19 protein-coding genes are annotated in these 16,712 nt (G+C 65.9%); 16 read left to right on the top strand and 3 right to left on the bottom strand.

The features are described from left to right. Positions 1-13: 13 nt before the first annotated feature. Positions 14-898, top strand: coding sequence for a MurR/RpiR family transcriptional regulator (locus tag V3587_RS29040; RefSeq protein ID WP_045247694.1), 885 nt, complete (start codon positions 14-16; stop codon positions 896-898). Next, positions 898-1,758, top strand: coding sequence for an EamA family transporter (locus V3587_RS29035; RefSeq protein ID WP_045247693.1), 861 nt, complete (start codon positions 898-900; stop codon positions 1,756-1,758). The genes V3587_RS29040 and V3587_RS29035 overlap by 1 nt, the downstream gene beginning before the upstream one ends. Before the next feature lie 24 nt (positions 1,759-1,782). Here the strand turns inward: V3587_RS29035 and V3587_RS29030 are convergent, their stop codons facing one another. Then, entirely contained in the window at positions 1,783-2,235 is a 453-nt protein-coding gene (locus V3587_RS29030; RefSeq protein WP_283377584.1) for a MaoC/PaaZ C-terminal domain-containing protein, read from the bottom strand. 83 nt (positions 2,236-2,318) lie between these two features. Next, positions 2,319-2,978, bottom strand: coding sequence for a CGNR zinc finger domain-containing protein (locus V3587_RS29025; RefSeq protein ID WP_084603852.1), 660 nt, complete (start codon positions 2,976-2,978; stop codon positions 2,319-2,321). Positions 2,979-3,019: 41 nt separating this feature from the next. Between V3587_RS29025 and V3587_RS29020 the strand changes: the two genes are divergently transcribed. The 11 genes from V3587_RS29020 (at position 3,020) to V3587_RS28975 (ending at position 12,966) form a co-directional block, all read left to right on the top strand. Beyond that, positions 3,020-4,225 (top strand): MFS transporter, encoded by a 1,206-nt coding sequence (locus tag V3587_RS29020; RefSeq protein WP_045247691.1) that lies wholly within the window; start codon positions 3,020-3,022, stop codon positions 4,223-4,225. Positions 4,226-4,499: 274 nt separating this feature from the next. After that, on the top strand, positions 4,500-5,381 hold the full coding sequence (locus V3587_RS30750; RefSeq protein ID WP_048809055.1) for a helix-turn-helix domain-containing protein: 882 nt from the start codon (positions 4,500-4,502) through the stop codon (positions 5,379-5,381). Positions 5,382-5,652: 271 nt separating this feature from the next. Then, positions 5,653-6,744: an ArdC-like ssDNA-binding domain-containing protein gene (locus V3587_RS29015; RefSeq protein WP_045247690.1), complete on the top strand. Its 1,092-nt coding sequence runs from the start codon at positions 5,653-5,655 to the stop codon at positions 6,742-6,744. Beyond that, positions 6,744-7,679: a bifunctional DNA primase/polymerase gene (locus V3587_RS29010; protein WP_048809054.1), complete on the top strand. Its 936-nt coding sequence runs from the start codon at positions 6,744-6,746 to the stop codon at positions 7,677-7,679. The genes V3587_RS29015 and V3587_RS29010 overlap by 1 nt, the downstream gene beginning before the upstream one ends. A 17-nt stretch (positions 7,680-7,696) precedes the next feature. After that, positions 7,697-8,371: a DUF2637 domain-containing protein gene (locus V3587_RS29005; protein ID WP_045247688.1), complete on the top strand. Its 675-nt coding sequence runs from the start codon at positions 7,697-7,699 to the stop codon at positions 8,369-8,371. Beyond that, positions 8,368-8,772 (top strand): hypothetical protein, encoded by a 405-nt coding sequence (locus tag V3587_RS29000; RefSeq protein WP_048809052.1) that lies wholly within the window; start codon positions 8,368-8,370, stop codon positions 8,770-8,772. Before V3587_RS29005 ends, V3587_RS29000 begins: the two co-directional genes overlap by 4 nt. Positions 8,773-8,863: 91 nt before the next feature. After that, the gene (locus V3587_RS28995; protein WP_045247687.1) at positions 8,864-9,727 is read left to right on the top strand and encodes a hypothetical protein; all 864 of its coding nucleotides are present in this window, start codon (positions 8,864-8,866) and stop codon (positions 9,725-9,727) included. Between the two features lie 6 nt (positions 9,728-9,733). Continuing rightward, positions 9,734-10,762 (top strand): ParB N-terminal domain-containing protein, encoded by a 1,029-nt coding sequence (locus tag V3587_RS28990; RefSeq protein WP_045247686.1) that lies wholly within the window; start codon positions 9,734-9,736, stop codon positions 10,760-10,762. Between the two features lie 41 nt (positions 10,763-10,803). Beyond that, a complete protein-coding gene (locus V3587_RS28985; RefSeq protein WP_045247685.1) occupies positions 10,804-11,493 on the top strand; it encodes a hypothetical protein in 690 nt (229 codons plus the stop codon). 13 nt (positions 11,494-11,506) lie between these two features. Then, complete coding sequence (locus V3587_RS28980; protein WP_048809051.1) at positions 11,507-12,703, top strand: M23 family metallopeptidase; 1,197 nt, start codon at positions 11,507-11,509, stop codon at positions 12,701-12,703. After that, positions 12,700-12,966, top strand: coding sequence for a DUF6112 family protein (locus V3587_RS28975; RefSeq protein ID WP_045247684.1), 267 nt, complete (start codon positions 12,700-12,702; stop codon positions 12,964-12,966). The genes V3587_RS28980 and V3587_RS28975 overlap by 4 nt, the downstream gene beginning before the upstream one ends. 34 nt (positions 12,967-13,000) lie before the next feature. On the opposite strand, the gene V3587_RS28970 is transcribed toward V3587_RS28975, so the two are convergent. After that, complete coding sequence (locus tag V3587_RS28970; RefSeq protein ID WP_048809050.1) at positions 13,001-13,411, bottom strand: NUDIX hydrolase; 411 nt, start codon at positions 13,409-13,411, stop codon at positions 13,001-13,003. Positions 13,412-13,511: 100 nt separating this feature from the next. Between V3587_RS28970 and V3587_RS28965 the strand changes: the two genes are divergently transcribed. The 3 genes from V3587_RS28965 to V3587_RS28955 are packed head-to-tail and all read left to right on the top strand — an operon-like array spanning position 13,512 to position 16,709. Beyond that, the gene (locus tag V3587_RS28965; protein ID WP_045247682.1) at positions 13,512-13,835 is read left to right on the top strand and encodes a DUF6112 family protein; all 324 of its coding nucleotides are present in this window, start codon (positions 13,512-13,514) and stop codon (positions 13,833-13,835) included. A gap of 33 nt (positions 13,836-13,868) precedes the next feature. After that, the gene (locus tag V3587_RS28960; protein ID WP_045247681.1) at positions 13,869-15,242 is read left to right on the top strand and encodes a hypothetical protein; all 1,374 of its coding nucleotides are present in this window, start codon (positions 13,869-13,871) and stop codon (positions 15,240-15,242) included. A 3-nt stretch (positions 15,243-15,245) separates the two neighbouring features. Next, complete coding sequence (locus V3587_RS28955) at positions 15,246-16,709, top strand: SCO6880 family protein (RefSeq protein WP_045247680.1); 1,464 nt, start codon at positions 15,246-15,248, stop codon at positions 16,707-16,709. The last annotated feature ends 3 nt before the right edge of the window (positions 16,710-16,712 follow it).

Genomic DNA, 16,712 nt, shown 5'->3' with positions numbered 1-16,712 from the left:
TACGCTATTACCTATGGCAAGATCATCAAGTAACTCCGTTTCTGCCGCCGAGGATCCGCTGCGCCGCTGGCTCGGAACGGTTCAGGCGCGGAGTGCGGGGCTGGTGGCAAGCGAGGCAAAGGTTGTCGACCTCGTGCTGGAGGACCCGTTGTTCGTGGGAAGGAGCACGACGGCGCAAGTCGCCGAGCGAGCAGGGGTCTCGGCGCCGAGCGTGGTCCGTGCCGCCCGCGCAATCGGTTTCTCAGGCTTCGCCGAACTGAAGCTGGAGATCGCCCGCGCTCGCGGAACAGCGGAGTTCTTCGCCCCGCCACACACGCTCACGAGCACCGATTCGACACGCACGATCATCGACACGACAGCGCGCACAGGGATCGACGCGCTCACCGCCCTCAGCGGCGCGATCGACCCGGACGCTCTCGACCAAGCGGTCTCCGCGATTTGTGGCGCGGGGCAGCTCCTCGCCTATGGTGCGGGCCCATCGGCGACGGTCGCGGCCGATGTCGTGTTCCGGCTGCGGTCGCTGGGCGTGCGGACATCGGGCGTCGTCGATCACGAGTCCGCGATGATCGCGGCACGCCTGCTCGACCCCGGCGACGTCGTCGTCGCCGTCAGCTCGACCGGTCGCACCGACATGACCGTCGCGATCGCCGACGCCGCCGCGACCGCCGACGCGACCGTCATCGCCATCACCAACCAGTACGGCACACCACTCACCGATGTCTCCGCCGTCGCACTCGTCGTGGGCGGCGCGCCGCTGACGACGCAGATGGCTGCTGCCGGGAGCCGTCTGGCGCAGCTTGTCGTCGTCGACGCTCTCGCGGCAGCACTGGCACTGCGCGATCCCGACCGTGTCTCGCGCGCCGAGCGGGCCGGGATCGACCTGCCCGACATCACCTGATGCCACCAGTCACCGTTGCGATCGTCCTCATCGCCGCAGTCGCCCACGCTGGCTGGAACCTCGTATCGAAGTACAAGAAGGGCGACACGCTGCTGTTCGTGGGCGCCTACACGACCGCTTCCGCGATCCTGTGTCTCCCTCTCGCGATCGGTGCCGCCGCCACCGGTTCGCAACCGATCACCTGGACCCTGGTCGCCGCTGCGGCCGTGTCCGCCGCCCTGCACCTGACGTACTCGCTCACCCTGCAGGCGGGCTACGACCGAGCCGACCTCGGAGTCGTCTACCCGATCGCTCGCGGCGTCGGACCGCTGCTCACCATCGTGATCGCTATCTTCCTGCTCGGAGAACGCCCCACGGCACTGGCGATCATCGGAGCGCTCGTCATCCTCGCAGGCATCCTCGTCGTCACGGGCAACCCCTTCCAGAGAACGGGCAACCGCCCCCTCCGCGGCATCGCATGGGGTACTACCACCGGAGCCACGATCGCCGCCTACACGCTGTGGGACGCGTTCGCGATCGGCTCCATCGGGCTCGCACCCGTCAGCTACTACGCCGGCACGCTCGTCGTCCAGGTCGCATTCCTGGCCCCAGCCATCATCAGACGCCGCACAGCGTTCGCGAACACCCTCCGCGTCAATCGCGCGCCTATCGCCGCGGTCGCCGTGCTGTCCCCGCTCGCGTACATCCTTGTGCTGACCGCAATGCAAACCTCACCCGTGGCACTCGTCGCGCCACTGCGGGAGGCATCCATCGTGATCGGCGCGCTCCTCGCCTGGCGTCTCTTCGGCGAAGGACACCTCGCCCGGCGTCTGATCGGCGCCGTGATCGTACTTGCCGGCATTGCCGGCATCAGCCTGTAGTCGCAATGCCAGACCAGGTACGACTCAGCGACTTTCTCCGCGTTTGATCGCCTTTTCGCCGCTCTCAGCACCCGGTGCTGCGGCCTGAGCTCCAACGTCGCGTCTCCAGCCTATGAGCGTGATTCGCGCGCGCTGCCGGATGTCGCCGTTCTGGTTCAGAGTTTGGTAGCCCACGGTGATCGATCCGCGACCGGGCCGGCTCTTCGACGGCGTGATCGTGTCGATTCGGGCAACAACCCCGAGTTCGTCATTCGGTCGTGTCGGGCTTGGCCACTCGATCTCCACGCCTTTGCCGATGATTCCTGTAGCCAAGGGCAAAGCCTGCGCGAGCAGTTTCATCGACAACGCAGCAGTATGCCATCCGCTCGCAGCGAGTCCTGCGAAGAAGCTGTCTCGGGCCGCCGTGACAGAGAGATGGAATGTCTGCGGGTCAAACTGTTCGGCGAAGGCAATGATGTCTTCCTCGCGCAGGAGCACAACTGGCGAATGGAACCGCATTCCGACTGCGAGGTCGTCAAGCCAGAAGCCGTCCGGATTCGCAACATGCAAGCCGGGTGAAGTCATCTTCCCAATTCCTTGATCGAGCGATCGTCCGTCACGTCAACGTCGGCGGTGTGCTCTCTCGGTTGGCGCGAACGTGCGCGGTGCGCGGCGGCTTTCGCTCGGTTACCGCACTGGCTCATTGAGCACCAGCGACGCTCTCTCGAACCGGACGGGAGCACGTAGATCATGCGGCATTCCTCGCTCGCGCACTCCCGGAGTCGATGACGCACGTCAGGGCTTGCGAGGATGTCCAGCAGGTCCCGAGCCGCGCGGGCGCACATCGCGCTTTGGCTGAGTGCCACCATCCGAGCTTGCGGTCCATGCAATGTGTTCGCCAAGCGGGGCGGGGGAACATCGGCGCTGGCCCACCGCTCTATCCGCTGCACGGCGAACGATGACACGGGTCGCTCGTGTACGACCCCAGACAGCACTTCCCAGGCATCCTCGCGAAGCTCACGCAACTCCGTCAGCAGCGCTCCCCGATCCACGCTCGCATCGACCTCGATACCTACACCGACGAGCCACTGTTCCAGGGCCCCCTCGCCGTCGAGGCGCTCGACGCGATGCTCTTCGCCAGCGCCCCGCCGCCCGACGGTTGCGGTGAGATTGAGAACGAGGGAACCACCGTCGAAACGAAGCTTCCGCAGTGCCGTGCTGGTTCGAAGGTCGGTAGCCATGCAACTATAGTAACCGATAGAACGGTTACTTAGGAGAGTACATGGGAACTCGATTGCCTGGTTGGGCACGCGTCGCGACCGGTATCACCGTCGTGGGGTGGGGAGCGAACCAGTTCGCTGCTCTGCTACCGGTGTACCGGGAGACCGCCGGCCTGCCGGACTCGTTCATCGCCCTCGCGTTCGCTACCTACATCGTGGGTCTCATCCCGGTGCTCTTCGTCGCCGCCGAGATCGCGGACCGAGTTGACCGACGGTGGCCGGTCCGGGTTGCGGTCATCCTGTCCGCTGTCGCCTCTATCGTGCTGTGCCTCGGCTCGCAGGAGGCCTGGCTTCTCCTTCTGGGCAGGTTCTTCTCCGGTGCGGCCGCTGGCGCGGTTCTCGGTCCAGGCACGGCATGGGTAACCGACCTGTCTGCGGATGACCGCTCCGCTGCTCCGAAGCGGGTGGCGGTCGCGCTCTCCGTCGGATTTGGTGGCGGCCCGCTCGCAGCAGGACTCGTCGCGCAATGGGCACCCCTGCCGGAAGTCCTGCCCTACGCCCTCCATCTGCTCATCTCGGCCATCGCGGCTGCGCTGCTGTGGCGGGCCCCAGATACTTCCCTCGACAACGAAGAACTCGTCGAGCAGGCTGAGGTCTCCGCCACAGAACTCGTATCGAGACGCCGAGCGAGTTTCTGGAGCGCGATCACGACACGGCCCTTCCTCTGGACCATTCCGCTCACGGCACCGTGGGTCTTTAGCGCTGCGACGATGAGCTTCGCCGTGATCCCGTCGGTCATCCATGTCCAAGGATTCGAGGCCGCCACAGCGGGGATCATCACGGGACTCACCATGGGCACCGGAGCACTCATCCAGCCTTTGGCGCAACGCATCGAGCGTGGGAGGGCCGGACGAGCCTTCCCTCTAGGAATGGGAATCGCCGCTCTAGGGATGCTCCTGGCCGCAGGAACCTTCGCGGCTCGGCTCACCGTCCTGATGCTCCCCAGCGCTATCGCCCTCGGCGCCGCATACGGCTTAGTGCTCGTCGCAGGTCTTCGTCGCATGGAGGAGATCGGTCACCCGAAAGATCGCGCACGGCTCAACGCCGCGTTCTACTCGCTCTCCTATATCGGCTTCGCCCAGCCACTCGTCTTTGCACTCGTCGCAGTGACGCCGAACGCCCAAACTCTCTCCGCGGTCCTCGGTGCCATCGTGGCCACGGTAACCACGATCGGCATCGCGATCAGATCCAGAGAGTCCCATGCATAGTGGCGACCACACCATATGTGTTCGACGTCGAGCAGGCCGATATCACCTTTGCTCGCGCATCGACCTGCTCTGTGAACCGGCAGCCTCTCGGTCGTCGGATCATGGACATACGCGCAATCTCCTTCTCGCTGTTACAACGAGTCCGGCCAGCCCACGCCACCAATTGGGCTGAGGAAGCGGATGGGACGTGTCCGCCGAACCGGCCGGCGAGAGCAGACTTCGTGAGGCGAGCGACCCTGCGATAGACGCGTCGCCCGGAGAACAGTTCGGGCTCATGTCAGCGATCGAGATACTGCGCTGCGTCCCGACGCAGGAGTTGACGTTTCCGGTCGTCACGCTCATCCACGTACTGTCCGGAAAGATCGATCTTTGTACGGATGTGGCGATACAGCGCTTGGCGCCCGGGTCAGCGGTGGCGCTCGGCTCGCACAAGCGGCATCAACTGTTGCCACTGTCGCCATCACGGTTGTGGGTGATCTATGCGGACGAACCCTTCATTAGGGCGCAGATGCGCTGGCTCTTGCGGTCACGGCAGCGCGTTCGTCGAGGCGTGCATCCTGATGACTGGGACGGCAACTCCCTTGTACTTACCCCAGGAATCGAGTCCTTTCGGCGGCTGGAACCGATCTGGCGACAGCTGAGCATGCTTCCAGATACGTGTTCATCGCCCGAAGAGACATCGATTCGCACAATCGAGCTTCTAGCGAGGTGGGTTGGCACAGTCGCACCGGTCTTCCTTACCGAAGACAGCCGCTCTCTCCACGTGCCCACCCGGAATCAAGTGCCGGCTTCGAGGCGGCAGGCAGATCCGGCAATGATTGGGCACGTCGGGCGGGCTGCGCGGCTGCTTCGGGAGCGCATGGGCGAGCCGTGGACTGTTACTTCACTGGCCCAAGAACTCGCGCTGTCTCGTACGCACTTAACACGGCTGTTCTCGACGCACATGGGGGCCAGCCCAATGCGATTTCTTACCGAAGTTCGCTTGACCGAGTTCAGCCGCCTGATTGATGAGACTGATCTCTCAGTTCATCAAGCGTCACAAGCCGTCGGCTGGGCCGATCCGCGTGTCGCCTCCGCATGGTTCTCACGACGATTCGGAGTAACGCCGACACGCTACCGACATCGTCTGCCCGCGACCCGCAGCGAAACTGCGTAGCGGCGAGTTCCCTCGCGCTCGACGGGCGTGAGGCCCACTCGAACTCGTCGTATGAACCGCGTTACTCATCACGTGACCCGGACAGGCCCCAAAGGCTCGACATCGCTGCGAGCCAGGAGATAGACCAGATCGAACTCGTCGGGTCTGGTCAGATCCCTGGCGGTCACGCACCTCGTTTCGTTCCTGCCAGTGCTCGCGCACGTCCCGGCGCACCTCATGGTCGCAAGGGCTCTCGGCTGTCATGTCATGGGCCTCGCCGAAAGGAGGTCCGATGATGGCGACGAAAGAGGAAATCCGAGCGGCACGGGATGCGAAGCTCGACGAACTCCACGAGCGCCTGACCGGTGCCGTCGAGACGCTGGTCTCCGGTAAGGACTGGGGGCGCGCTCTAGCGTTCGCGGCCAGGTTCAGGTCACGGAGCTTCAACAACACGCTGCTGATCTGGTTCCAACACGAAGCGAACTACTCGGCGGGGCGGGTGCCTGAGCCGTTTCCGTCGTTGGTGGCTGGGTATCGGCAGTGGCAGCAGCTCGGCCGCCAAGTTCAGAAGGGCCAGCCGGGGTTGCAGATTTTCGCCCCTGTCACGGGCCGGTTCGCTTCGGCGACGCCGGCAGTTGCGGATTCGTGGCGGCGGTTGGAGCGGGGTGAGAAGCCTCGTCCGGGTGAGGTGGTGCGATCCCGGATGATCGCCGCCCGCCCTGCGTACGTCTGGGATGCCTCCCAAACCGATGGCGATCCGATACCGGAACCTCCGGCACCGAAACTCCTCGAAGGTGAAGCACCAACCGGGCTCTGGGAGGGCCTGTCGGCGCAGGTCGTCGCTGCGGGGTTCCGTGTGCTGCGGGTGCCGCATGAGGGTATGATCCACGGCGCCAACGGCATGACCGACTGGGATGCCAAGTCGGTGGCGGTGCGGGAGAACATGGACCCCGCTGCCCAAGTAAAAACCCTCGCGCACGAACTCGGGCACGTGCTGCTGCACAACCCCGATGACGAGGACGCTCGGCACCATCGCGGGATCGGTGAGGTCGAGGCGGAATCCGTCGCCCTCATGGTGGGTGCGGCGCACGGGATGGACACCAGCGGGTACACGATCCCGTACGTCTCGACCTGGGCCGCCCGTGTCGATGGGAAGGAGCCTGTTGAGGTGGTGAAGGCCACCGGCGAACGCGTCCGCAAGGCCGCGCTCGGGATTCTCGATCAGCTCGACACAGTGGTGGTCGCCGACGGCACCCCACCAGGTCTGGAACGCGACGCTGCGCAGCAGGAGAAGCCGCAACGTGCGGCGGCCCGGCCGGTGAAGCCAGTGTCGGAGCGTAGTGAGCCCGTGCGGGCTGCGGCAACGGTGGGGCGGGGGCTGTGATGGCTACTCACGATGCGTTCTCGGAGGTGTTGTTGCGGCTGAATGGGCGCTGGCCGGTCTCGGCTGCTGCTCGCGAGTTCGCCACGGCCGGGGTGCCGGTGTTTCCGTGTGTGTCGGGGGCGAAGCGTCCGCTGACCGAGCACGGCTTCTACGACGCCAGCACCGACCCGGCCTTGGTGGATGCGTGGTGGCGGCAGCATCCAGGAGCGAACGTCGGCCTCCCCACCGGCGCCTCTTCCGGGGTCGTGGTCGTCGATGTCGATGTTCACGGCTCGGTCAACGGATTCGAAGCGATGAACCGCGCACACCGTGCCGGGCTCATCGATGGGTGGATGTTCACCGTCACGAGCCCGTCGGGTGGCCTGCACGCCTACTACCCAGCCACACCGGACACGGCGCAACCTTCGTGGCAGGCGGCTCGGGCGGGGATCGACTTCCGCGGTGACGGCGGGTACATCATCATCCCGCCCTCCTCCGTCGTCATCCACGGAGCCTCTGTGCCGTATGCGCTGCGACAGATCAACACCGGCCCCGCATCCACCATCGACTCGGGCGGGCTGCGTGACTTCCTCGACCCCAGACCAACATCGCGGCCGGTGTCGCGTGGGATCTCCCCATCGGGTGCGGTACGTGATCGGGATGTGTCGCGCATCGCAGCGTGGGTCGCCACCCGCGGCGAAGGCGAACGCAACCGCGGCCTGTTCTGGGCCGCCTGCCGCCTCGCTGAAAACGGGGTCGCACCGTCTGATGCGCTCGACGTGCTCACCGCGGCCGCCGGACACGCCGGGCTGAGCGAGCGGGAAGTCACCACGACCGTGCGGTCGGCCTACCGCGCCGTCCACCCACCGCCGAGAACATCCAGCACGTCACGGTCTGATGGTTTCGCCCGCCCGAGGCATGCAGCCTCACGTCCAGCGGGTCGGGGGTTGTCGTGAATACGCGGCGGTGGGCGGTGCGCACCGCGGTGGCAGGAACGGTGTTCATCGCGTCCGGCGCGTTCTGGCTGTCTTACACCGCCCTCGCTGACCTCGCCCGTCGCTCCGGGATCGGGGTCGGGCAGGCGTGGGCATGGCCTCTGATCGTGGACGGCATCATCGTCGTCGCGACCGTCGCCGTCGTCGCCCTCGCGGGGCTCCGGGCTGCGTGGTATCCGTGGGCGCTGCTGATTGGTGGTGCGGCGGTGTCGGTGACGGCGAATGCGATCCACGCGATCCTAACCGCGGACACCGACGTGCCCCCAATACTTGCTGCGTCTGTGGCTGCGGTGCCGCCGGTGGTGCTGCTGGCGATCACGCATCTGACCGTGATCCTCACCCGCTCCCCGCAATCCGAACCGGCAATCGAAGCCGATCAGGCCGAGCCGGAACCGTCGAACAGTCCCGACGCTGTTCCTCTCTCCTTCTCCGTGATCGAGCCCGCCCCGGAGATGCCTGATCGTCGTGAGTATGCGGCGGAGCTGCGGTTGTCGGGGTGGTCGAACAAGCGCATCGCTCGGCAGCTCGGGGTGCATCCCTCAACCGTGGGCCGCTGGTTCACCCACCCAGAACGTAAAGACGAGCAAGAACCCCCAGAAGAAGAAACCGAAAACGATTCGCCCGTGTGGGTGGAGGAAGAGAGAACACGATGAACAACGAGAACCCCTGGAACGACGACCGCTCGATGACCACCGAGCACACGTCGGCCATCAAGCGAAACGAGCCGACCAAGAACCCCGCCGAGGATCTGACCCCGGATGCGATCGAGGCCGAAGCAACCCGTCAGCAGGCCATGCAGCTCGCGCAGGAGCAGCATCGGGCACGAGGAGTCGATTGGGTACGCCCCACCGATCTCATGGCCCGCCACTCAGCCACCGTGGCCCGGCGCGGCATCGACTTCCACGCCAACCTCGCCCGCCAAACCCGCACAGGGATCGCAAACGCCTCAACCAAGATCGGAAAGCGAATCGGTCAACTGCCGCCGCTGTCCGCGTTCGGCCGCCGCAGCTCGTCGCGTGAGCCGGTCACTCGTGGTTCGGTCGGGAAGAGCTAGGCCGGTGAGAAGCGATGGACACGAAGGCACTGACACCAGCTCCACTAGGTACAGGTTGTGCACCTGACTGCGGAAGAGGAGGTGTCCGACCATGACCACCAGAACAGCGACCGCGATGCCGGATCGGCCCGAGGACTTCCGCACCGGCGAAGGCCTCCGCACCCTCCTCGTCCGACTCCATGAAGCAGGCCCTGGTGCGTGGGAGCACGATCCGGTCGTTGCGGAACTCATGGCGTATGCCGCCGAGAAGTATGCACCCCTCGCCAGTAAGCACGGCCTGGACCCGTGGGAAGCGGCATCGGCGGCGTTCGATGTCATGCGCACCAGGGCGGCACGCACGGCGGAGAATCCGTGGGGTGTGATCACGCATGCGGTGCGGATCACCTGCATCTTCGAAGAACGCGCCCAAGGACTCCTCTGCTCCGTCCACCAAGCCCGCCGCCCCCACATCTCTTCCTTCCACGATCCCGAGCGGTTCAGCGATCGGGAGAACCCGCTGACGGACTACCATCCGGCGTTTCGGATCATCGACAGCATCGAACTCGGCAAGTACGCCCCAACCGGCGAAGAGGAATCGGACAGTGCGACGCAGTTGGCGATGTCGGCTGCGGAAGACGCAATCGCGTTCCTCGCCATGCTCGGCTGGACACCAGAGACCGCGCGCTCTGGGGTCGAGCACGTGTGCGGGGCTCTCATCAAAGCCGGCTCACGTGCGACAGCGTTCGAAGCATTGCGCCGTGACAAGCAAGTTCGCGTGCTGCTGGATATCCCGTCCGGGTCGTGGCATGCGTTGCTGCGGGCGATGCTCGGCAACCCCGACACCGATCACGCCACGACGGGCGCTGGCCGCGGTGTGCTGCTGCGGCTGCTGATCGGCGAGACGATCCCGCTGCTGCTGCGCGATGACGACCTCGTCCTCGCACTCTCTCTGGCGGCTCCCGGAGCCAGGGAGTGATGGGTGATGAGCGAGCAACCAGTGGGGAGTGTGCAGGTCGAGCGGACCGTCGCCTCGATCCGTGTCGGCAACCGGCACCGTGCTGAACTCGGCGACATCGACGTCCTTGCCGCGTCGATCAAGCGTGACGGGCTGCTGCAACCCATCACCGTGACCCCGGACGGGTTTCTCGTTTGCGGGGCTCGACGTTTGGCGGCGTTGAAGATGCTCGGCATCAAGACCGTGAACGTGTGGGTGCGATCCGGGCTGTCGGATCGGCTCGGGCAGCTGCTCGCGGAGCAGGACGACAACGTGCTCCACAAGCCCCTCACCGCGCTGGAAGCGGCAGCGTTGTATCGGGAGCTCAAGGCGATCATGAGCGAGGAAGCCGCGCTGCGGGAGCAATCCACGCAGTTCCAGAAAGGCCATGCGCCCGGTGAGCATGGGGGTGGACATCTTCCACCCCCACCCGGTCAAGCCGGGAAGACGCGCGAGCAGGCTGCGGCAATGATTCCGGGTGGGGCGTCGTATCGGACCTACGACAAGATCGGCTACGTCGAACAGGTCGCCACCGACCGCAAATACCCCGAGCATGTCCGAGTCGCTGCACAGGCGGCGTTGGATCAGATCCAGGACGGCGGCCCCGTCGACCCGGAATACACGCGCGTCCGCGCCCTCGCCACCAGCATGACCGAGCAAGCCCGCGCGGCCCGGGATGCGGAACTACATCAGATGGCCGAAGAAGCCGTGGCCCGCGTCCAAGCCGAAGCAAAAGCCAAGAAGAAAGAACAGGCGCGGAAGACCCGCCCGGTGTCGCCGGTCGAAGAGGGGATCACGCTGCTGGGGGTGCGGGCATTTGTGCTCACGTGGACCGATCTCGATTCCTGGTGGATCAAGTACGACCTCACCCGGCTCGCCACCGACCTCACCGACGAACAAGCCGACGCCTTTTATACCGTCGTCGAAGGCACGGTGACGTTCGCTGAAGACCTCCGCACCGCCCGCACCGCCACTCGGTCAGCGGCTGAGGACGTAGCACTGGCACCTCTCCGCTAACTGCCCCGCGCGTTGGTGAAGCTGGGGCGCACCTGGGGGTTATGAGAACTCTCGATGTGTCCGACCCTCGCATCCGTCGCCGCCTGATCGCCGCCGCTGCGAGCGGGGTGGTGTTCCTGATCCTCGCCGGGATCGGCATCTACGGCCTCATCACCGGCCCCCGCAACGCCACCGGCACGGATTACCCGACCGGTTCGGAACCGTCATCGATCGCACCCGAAACTCCGGGGCCGACCACTTCGCCGCGGTTGCCGGTGGTGTCGAGGTCGGATGATCCGGAGACCTTCGCCCGGAACGTCGCCGAAGCCCTCTTCACCTGGGATACCGCGTCGGGCTTCTTCCCGTTGGACTACACATCAGTGATCCTCGATGTCGGCGATCCCTACGGTGCTGAGCAGGCGGGCCTCGCGGCCGATGTTGCCGCCTATCTACCAGCGAGAGAGGCGTGGCTCGAGTTGCGGAAGTACCTCACCACCCAGCACCTCACCATCGACAACGCTTATGTGCCGGAGGCGTGGGATACGGCCGTCGAGCAGGCACAGCCGGGCCAGCTCGCAGAGGGAACAACGGCGTACACGATCGACGGCACCCGGCACCGCTCCGGTGTCTGGAACGAGGACCCTGTCGCCAGTGAGCATGCGGTGTCGTTCACGGTGTTCATCGTCTGCCCGCCTGACGGCGACGACTGCCACCTGTTGCGGCTCTCCCAACTCGACACCCCCCTGAAGTAGCAGGGGGTGGATCGTGTTCAAGAAACTCGCCATCGCAGGGATCGCCCTGCTGTTCCTCGCACCCTCGATCATGCTCGTCTCGATCGGGGCGCTCATCAACCCCGCACAGGCCGCGAACGCCACCTGCCTGTCCACCGGCCTGACCGTCGGCACGATCCCGGACGAACTCGACGTGACGGATGCTTCCGGGTACTCGTTCACGCTGAACCATCAGCAGCTCACCCACGCCGCGACGATCATCACCACCGGCTCCGCGATCGAGGGTGTGAATCGTGACGGTGTGCAGATCGCGCTCATGGCCGCGCTGACGGAGTCGACGTTGCGGATGCTGTCGAACACCAGCCACTACCCGGACTCGGCGGACTACCCGAACGACGGCAACGGGTCCGACAACGACAGCCTGGGCTTGTTCCAGATGCGCCCACAATCCGGGTGGGGCACGGTCGCTGATCTCATGGACCCGAACTACCAAGTCCGCGCCTTCTTCGGCGGACCCGCTGGGCCGAACTATCCGTCGCCGCGGGGATTGCTGGATATTGCGGGGCGGGAGTCGATGGACAAGGGCGAGGCCGCCCAATCCGTCGAAGTCTCCGCCTACCCCGACCGGTATCGGAACTATGAGTCGGTCGCAGAGCAGATCCTCCAAGCCCTCACCACCAACACCACAGCACAGCCCGCTGGTGGTGGTGCGGTGTTGGGGCCGGTGCCGGAGACCTCCCGTGTGGTATTCCCGATGCCGGAGGGCACCTGGGTGATGACCAGCCCTTACGGGATGCGCGAACATCCCATCACCGGGGAATACAAGCTCCACTCCGGCACTGACTTCGCCGGCCCCGACGGCACCCCGATCCTCGCCGCCGCTGATGGTGTTGTCACCGTTGCCGAATACTCCGGCGGCTACGGCGGCCTGGTCGTCATTGAGCACACCGTGGACGGGAAGACGGTCGCGACGGCGTATGCGCACTCTTGGGAGACCGGCATCCGCGTCACGGCGGGTGATCGTGTGACCGCGGGGCAGCACATCGCTGATGTCGGCTCCTCGGGCAACAGCACTGGCCCGCACCTGCATTTCGAGGTCAGGATCGGCGGCACCAACGGCGAATACACCGACCCCGCCGTCTGGCTGGAACAGCACGGTGCCGCAGACCTCGACGCTGGCGAGATCACCGATCCGGGCGGCTGCACCACCAGTGAAGGGAACGAGTCATGAATGTGTTCCCGGATTTCGATGGTCTCGGTGGTATCGGTGACCTCAAAGAAGTCATCGGCGCCCTGCTCACCTTTGTCCTCGTCATCGCGGTGCTCATGTTGATCGTGTCCGCGATCGTCTGGGCCGTCGCCTCCGCGCACGGCAACCACGCCACCGCATCGAAATCCCGCACCGGCCTCCTCGTCGCCCTCGGCACCGCCGCGCTTGCTGGCGGTGGGGTGGCGTGGATGAACTGGCTCATCGCGGTCGGTGACCAGCTCTGAGGTTCACGTCAGCTCGTGGACGGCTGCGGTAGCGCTATCTGGCGGGCACGATGCCTGCGAGGGCGAGGTAGTCCAGCAGGCTCGTCGTCAGTGGTACCTGAGTGAGCTCGTCCGGGGTGAACCAGCGTGCGTCGTCGGCATCGTCGCCCGGCGTGAGGTTTCCTGCGGTGACGGTGGCTGCAAAGTCATGGATCTCGAACACGCGCCCGTCGCCGGTCGGCACATCTACCGTCCACAGCTCCTGACCGATCTCGACATGTAGGCCGGTCTCTTCCCATGCCTCCCGGCGGGCGGTCTGCGCGGGGGTTTCACCGGGTTCAGCAGACCCTCCGGGCACCGACCAGCATCCCTTCTCGGGCTCCTCGCCCCGTAGCACGAGCAGCACGCGGCCCGCGTCGTCGGTGATGACCGCGCTGGCGGCGAGAACACGCTCCACGCCTCCCACGCTAGTCGCCTTCTCCGCGGTGGTTGTCCTGGCGCACCTGAGGTCAGAACCCTTCCGCTGCCCACGCTTGTGGGCCTTGTTCGTGTCAGGAGACCCCACCGTGTTCGACCTCATCACCACCGCTGTATCCGTGATCCCGGCGCTCGTGCCGATGGACATCGACATCAACCCCAACGACTCCGGCCTGCCCGGTATCGCGCAGCTGCGCACGATCGTGGGCGCGGTCATGACCGTCGGCCTCATCCTCTCCGTTCTCGCCTTGATCATCTCGGCGATCGTGTGGGGCTTCGGTGCGAACAGCAGCAACCCGCACCTGGCGGGCAGGGGAAAGATCGGCGTCCTGGTCTCCTGCGGCGCCGCGGTCATCTGTGGTGCTGCGGTCACGTTGATCAATTTCTTCTGGAACGTCGGCCAGCAGGTCTAACCCCATCCCCCGCTCGATCTGAGGAGGTTTGTGATGGGGGTTTGCGATGTTCCTGTCATCTCCACCGTCTGCGATGTCGCAGGCGACGCCGCCGGAGCCTTGATCTCCGCCCCGTTCGATTGGCTCGCCCAGGCAATGGGTGCGGCCGCGGGCTGGTTGTTCGAGGCCGTCTGGAACGTGTTCGACACCACCACGCTCGTCGACGTCACATCCGACGGGTACGTCAGCGTCTACAACCTGGTGTTCGGGATCGCCGTGTTCATCATGCTGATCTTCTTCTGTCTCCAACTCATCACCGGCCTGATCAAACGAGACCCCGGCGCCCTTTCCAGGGCCGCGCTCGGCCTCGCGAAGAGCGTGCTTGGCAGTTTCGTGGTGATCACGTTGACCGGGCTGGCGTTGGAGATCGTGGATCAGCTCTGCACCGGCATCATCCAAGCCGGCGGGGAGACCACGGAGACGATGGGTGACAAGATCACCCTCCTCGTCGCAGGCCTCACCGGCATCAGCATCGCCGCGCCCGGCGTCGGGGCGATCATCACCATTTTCCTCGCCGGGCTCGCGATCACCTCCGCCGCAATCGTGTGGCTGTCGCTCCTGGTGCGGAAGGCGTTGCTGTTGGTGGCGATCGTGATGGCGCCCCTCGCGTTCTCCGGTTCGTCGTGGGATGCGTCACGGAGTTGGGTGTCGAAGTGGGCCATGTTCGTCATCGCGCTGATCGCGTCGAAGTTGGTGCTGGTGGTGATGTTCCTCGTCGCCGTCACCCAGGTCAGCGCACCCATCGAGGCCGACCTCGCCTCCGTGTCTGACCCGATCGCGGGTGTGGTGCTGATGGCGATGGCCGGATTCGCCCCATACCTGACCTACAAGTTCATCTCGTTCGTGGGATTCGATATGTATCACGCGATCGGCTCCGAACAGGACGCCAAGCAGTCGTTGAACCGGCCGATGCCGGTGCCGTCCAAGCCGCAGGGTGGTGACCCACAGAAGGTCCTCGACGGCACCGGCAGCGGCGGAGGCAAATCGGGCGGTGGGTCGGCTGCGGCCGCACCGAAACCGACCCCCGCCGCATCCAGTGGTGGCGCAGGCGCCGGAGCCGGCGCAGGTGCCGGTGCGGGTGCGGGGGCTGGCGGATCCGGTGCGGCTGCCGGTGGTGCGGCCGTTGCGGCACCGATCGCAGCGGGCCTGATTGCGGCGAAGATCGCCAAGGACTCCTTCGAGGCCGGACCGAAGGCCGCAGGTCACCTCGCCAACGAGGCAGACGCCGCTGCGGACGGTGCGGGCCAGCCCGGAAACGCGGGCGCTCCGGCAGCGCCGTCTACGCCGGTGCCGAAGAACCCGATCCCGCCGTCTGACCTGCCGCCGTCGAATCCGAAGCCACCTGCCCCGAAGCCCGGCAAGGAGTAACCGATGAACAACACGAACACAACCAGCGGCGGCGAGTTGGTGCCGGTGAAGTTCTCCCGCCTCGCACGCCGCGGCATCCTCCTCGGCCTCTCCCTCTCACAGCTCGTCACCCTGGCCATCGGCATCCTCGCCTTCGTCGGAGCCCTCTACGCAGGCGGCGGCATACTCATGGCGTACACCGCACCCATCTGGGCCATGTCGATTGCGTTGACGTGGATACCGGTCGCGGGGCGGCCGATGGTCGAATGGCTCCCCGTCGCCTGCTGGTGGCTCTACCGCACCACCATCGGACAACTGCTCTACCGCCGCCGGGTGGTGGTTCCGCGCCCGGTCGGCACCCTCGCCCTGCCCGGTGACATGGCGCGGCTGCGGGAGTACACCGACCCGGAGACTGAGGCGGGGATGATCCACGACCCCCACGCCTCGACACTGACGGTCGTGGTGGAGGTGACGCATCCCGCGTTCGTGCTCCTCGATCCGGGAGAGCAGGAACGCCGCGTTACCTCCTGGGGCCGTGTGCTCGCCACTGTCTGCCGATCCGGACGGGTCGCGACCCTCCAAGTCCTTGAACGCACCCTTCCAGATTCGGGTACGGGGTTGGCAGAGTGGTGGGCCTCGCATGGCACCCACGACGACTCCTGGGCATCCACCACTTACGCGGAGCTGATCGACCGGGCGGGGCCTGCCGGGGAACGGCACGCGACCACGCTCTCGCTCGCACTGGACATGCGAGCAGCAGCCCGGCAGATCCGCACCGCCGGCGGCGGCATCCGCGGAGCCGCCGCCGTGTTGCGACAGGAGATGGCAACCCTGGTAGCGGCGCTGCGTTCCGCCGACCTCAATCCCGGCGGGTGGCTGACCGCGGGGCAGATCGCTGTCATCCTCCGTAGCGCTTACGACCCGGCGATCGCCGCGACCTTGGAGCGTCAAGGCCAGATCGGACAATCGCTTGCTACGGCGGGGCCGTTGGCGGTGAACGAGTCGTGGTCGCGGATTCGTACCGACTCCGCCCACCACGCCACCCTGTGGATCAGTGAGTGGCCGCGGTCGATGGTGTTCCCCGGATTCCTCTCACCCGTCCTGCTCTCCACCGGGATACAGCGCTCGTTCTCCCTGATCTGCACCCCGATGCGATCGGACCAGGCGGCACGGGATATCAGGAAGAAGAAGGTCGAGCACATCAGTGATGCGGCGCAACGGCAACGGATCGGGCAGATCGAAGACGCCTCCCAGACGGCGGAGTACCAGGACGTGTTGCAGCAGGAGGCAGACCTGACTGCCGGGCACGGCATCCTCCGCTACACCGGCCTCATCACCATCACCGCACCCACCGTGAACGAGCTCGATGCCGCGGTCGCCGCGATCGAACAGGCCGCGATCCAAGCCTCGTGCGAGACCCGGTTGCTGGTCGGGCAGCAGGCGGCGGCGTTCACGGCGGCGGCATTGCCGCTGTGCCGGAAGGTGTAGTCG

This window comes from Rhodococcus sp. IEGM 1306 (assembly GCF_036541985.1).
In the GTDB taxonomy this organism is placed as follows: domain Bacteria; phylum Actinomycetota; class Actinomycetes; order Mycobacteriales; family Mycobacteriaceae; genus Rhodococcus_F; species Rhodococcus_F qingshengii.
Note: the sequence above shows the minus strand (reverse complement) of the source record. Positions and strands in the feature narration are given on the sequence as shown.

Bases quoted from the DNA above. Each gene is read 5' to 3' on its own strand.
- V3587_RS28960 (WP_045247681.1), top strand. From the start codon at position 13,869: ATGGGGGTTTGCGATGTTCCTGTCATCTCCACCGTCTGCGATGTCGCA.
- V3587_RS28990 (WP_045247686.1), top strand. From the start codon at position 9,734: ATGAGCGAGCAACCAGTGGGGAGTGTGCAGGTCGAGCGGACCGTCGCC.
- V3587_RS28975 (WP_045247684.1), top strand. From the start codon at position 12,700: ATGAATGTGTTCCCGGATTTCGATGGTCTCGGTGGTATCGGTGACCTC.
- V3587_RS29035 (WP_045247693.1), top strand. From the start codon at position 898: ATGCCACCAGTCACCGTTGCGATCGTCCTCATCGCCGCAGTCGCCCAC.
- V3587_RS29000 (WP_048809052.1), top strand. From the start codon at position 8,368: ATGAACAACGAGAACCCCTGGAACGACGACCGCTCGATGACCACCGAG.
- V3587_RS29040 (WP_045247694.1), top strand. From the start codon at position 14: ATGGCAAGATCATCAAGTAACTCCGTTTCTGCCGCCGAGGATCCGCTG.
- V3587_RS30750 (WP_048809055.1), top strand. From the start codon at position 4,500: ATGTCAGCGATCGAGATACTGCGCTGCGTCCCGACGCAGGAGTTGACG.
- V3587_RS29015 (WP_045247690.1), top strand. From the start codon at position 5,653: ATGATGGCGACGAAAGAGGAAATCCGAGCGGCACGGGATGCGAAGCTC.
- V3587_RS29020 (WP_045247691.1), top strand. From the start codon at position 3,020: ATGGGAACTCGATTGCCTGGTTGGGCACGCGTCGCGACCGGTATCACC.
- V3587_RS29010 (WP_048809054.1), top strand. From the start codon at position 6,744: ATGGCTACTCACGATGCGTTCTCGGAGGTGTTGTTGCGGCTGAATGGG.
- V3587_RS28955 (WP_045247680.1), top strand. From the start codon at position 15,246: ATGAACAACACGAACACAACCAGCGGCGGCGAGTTGGTGCCGGTGAAG.
- V3587_RS28995 (WP_045247687.1), top strand. From the start codon at position 8,864: ATGACCACCAGAACAGCGACCGCGATGCCGGATCGGCCCGAGGACTTC.
- V3587_RS29025 (WP_084603852.1), bottom strand. From the start codon at position 2,978: ATGGCTACCGACCTTCGAACCAGCACGGCACTGCGGAAGCTTCGTTTC.
- V3587_RS28985 (WP_045247685.1), top strand. From the start codon at position 10,804: ATGAGAACTCTCGATGTGTCCGACCCTCGCATCCGTCGCCGCCTGATC.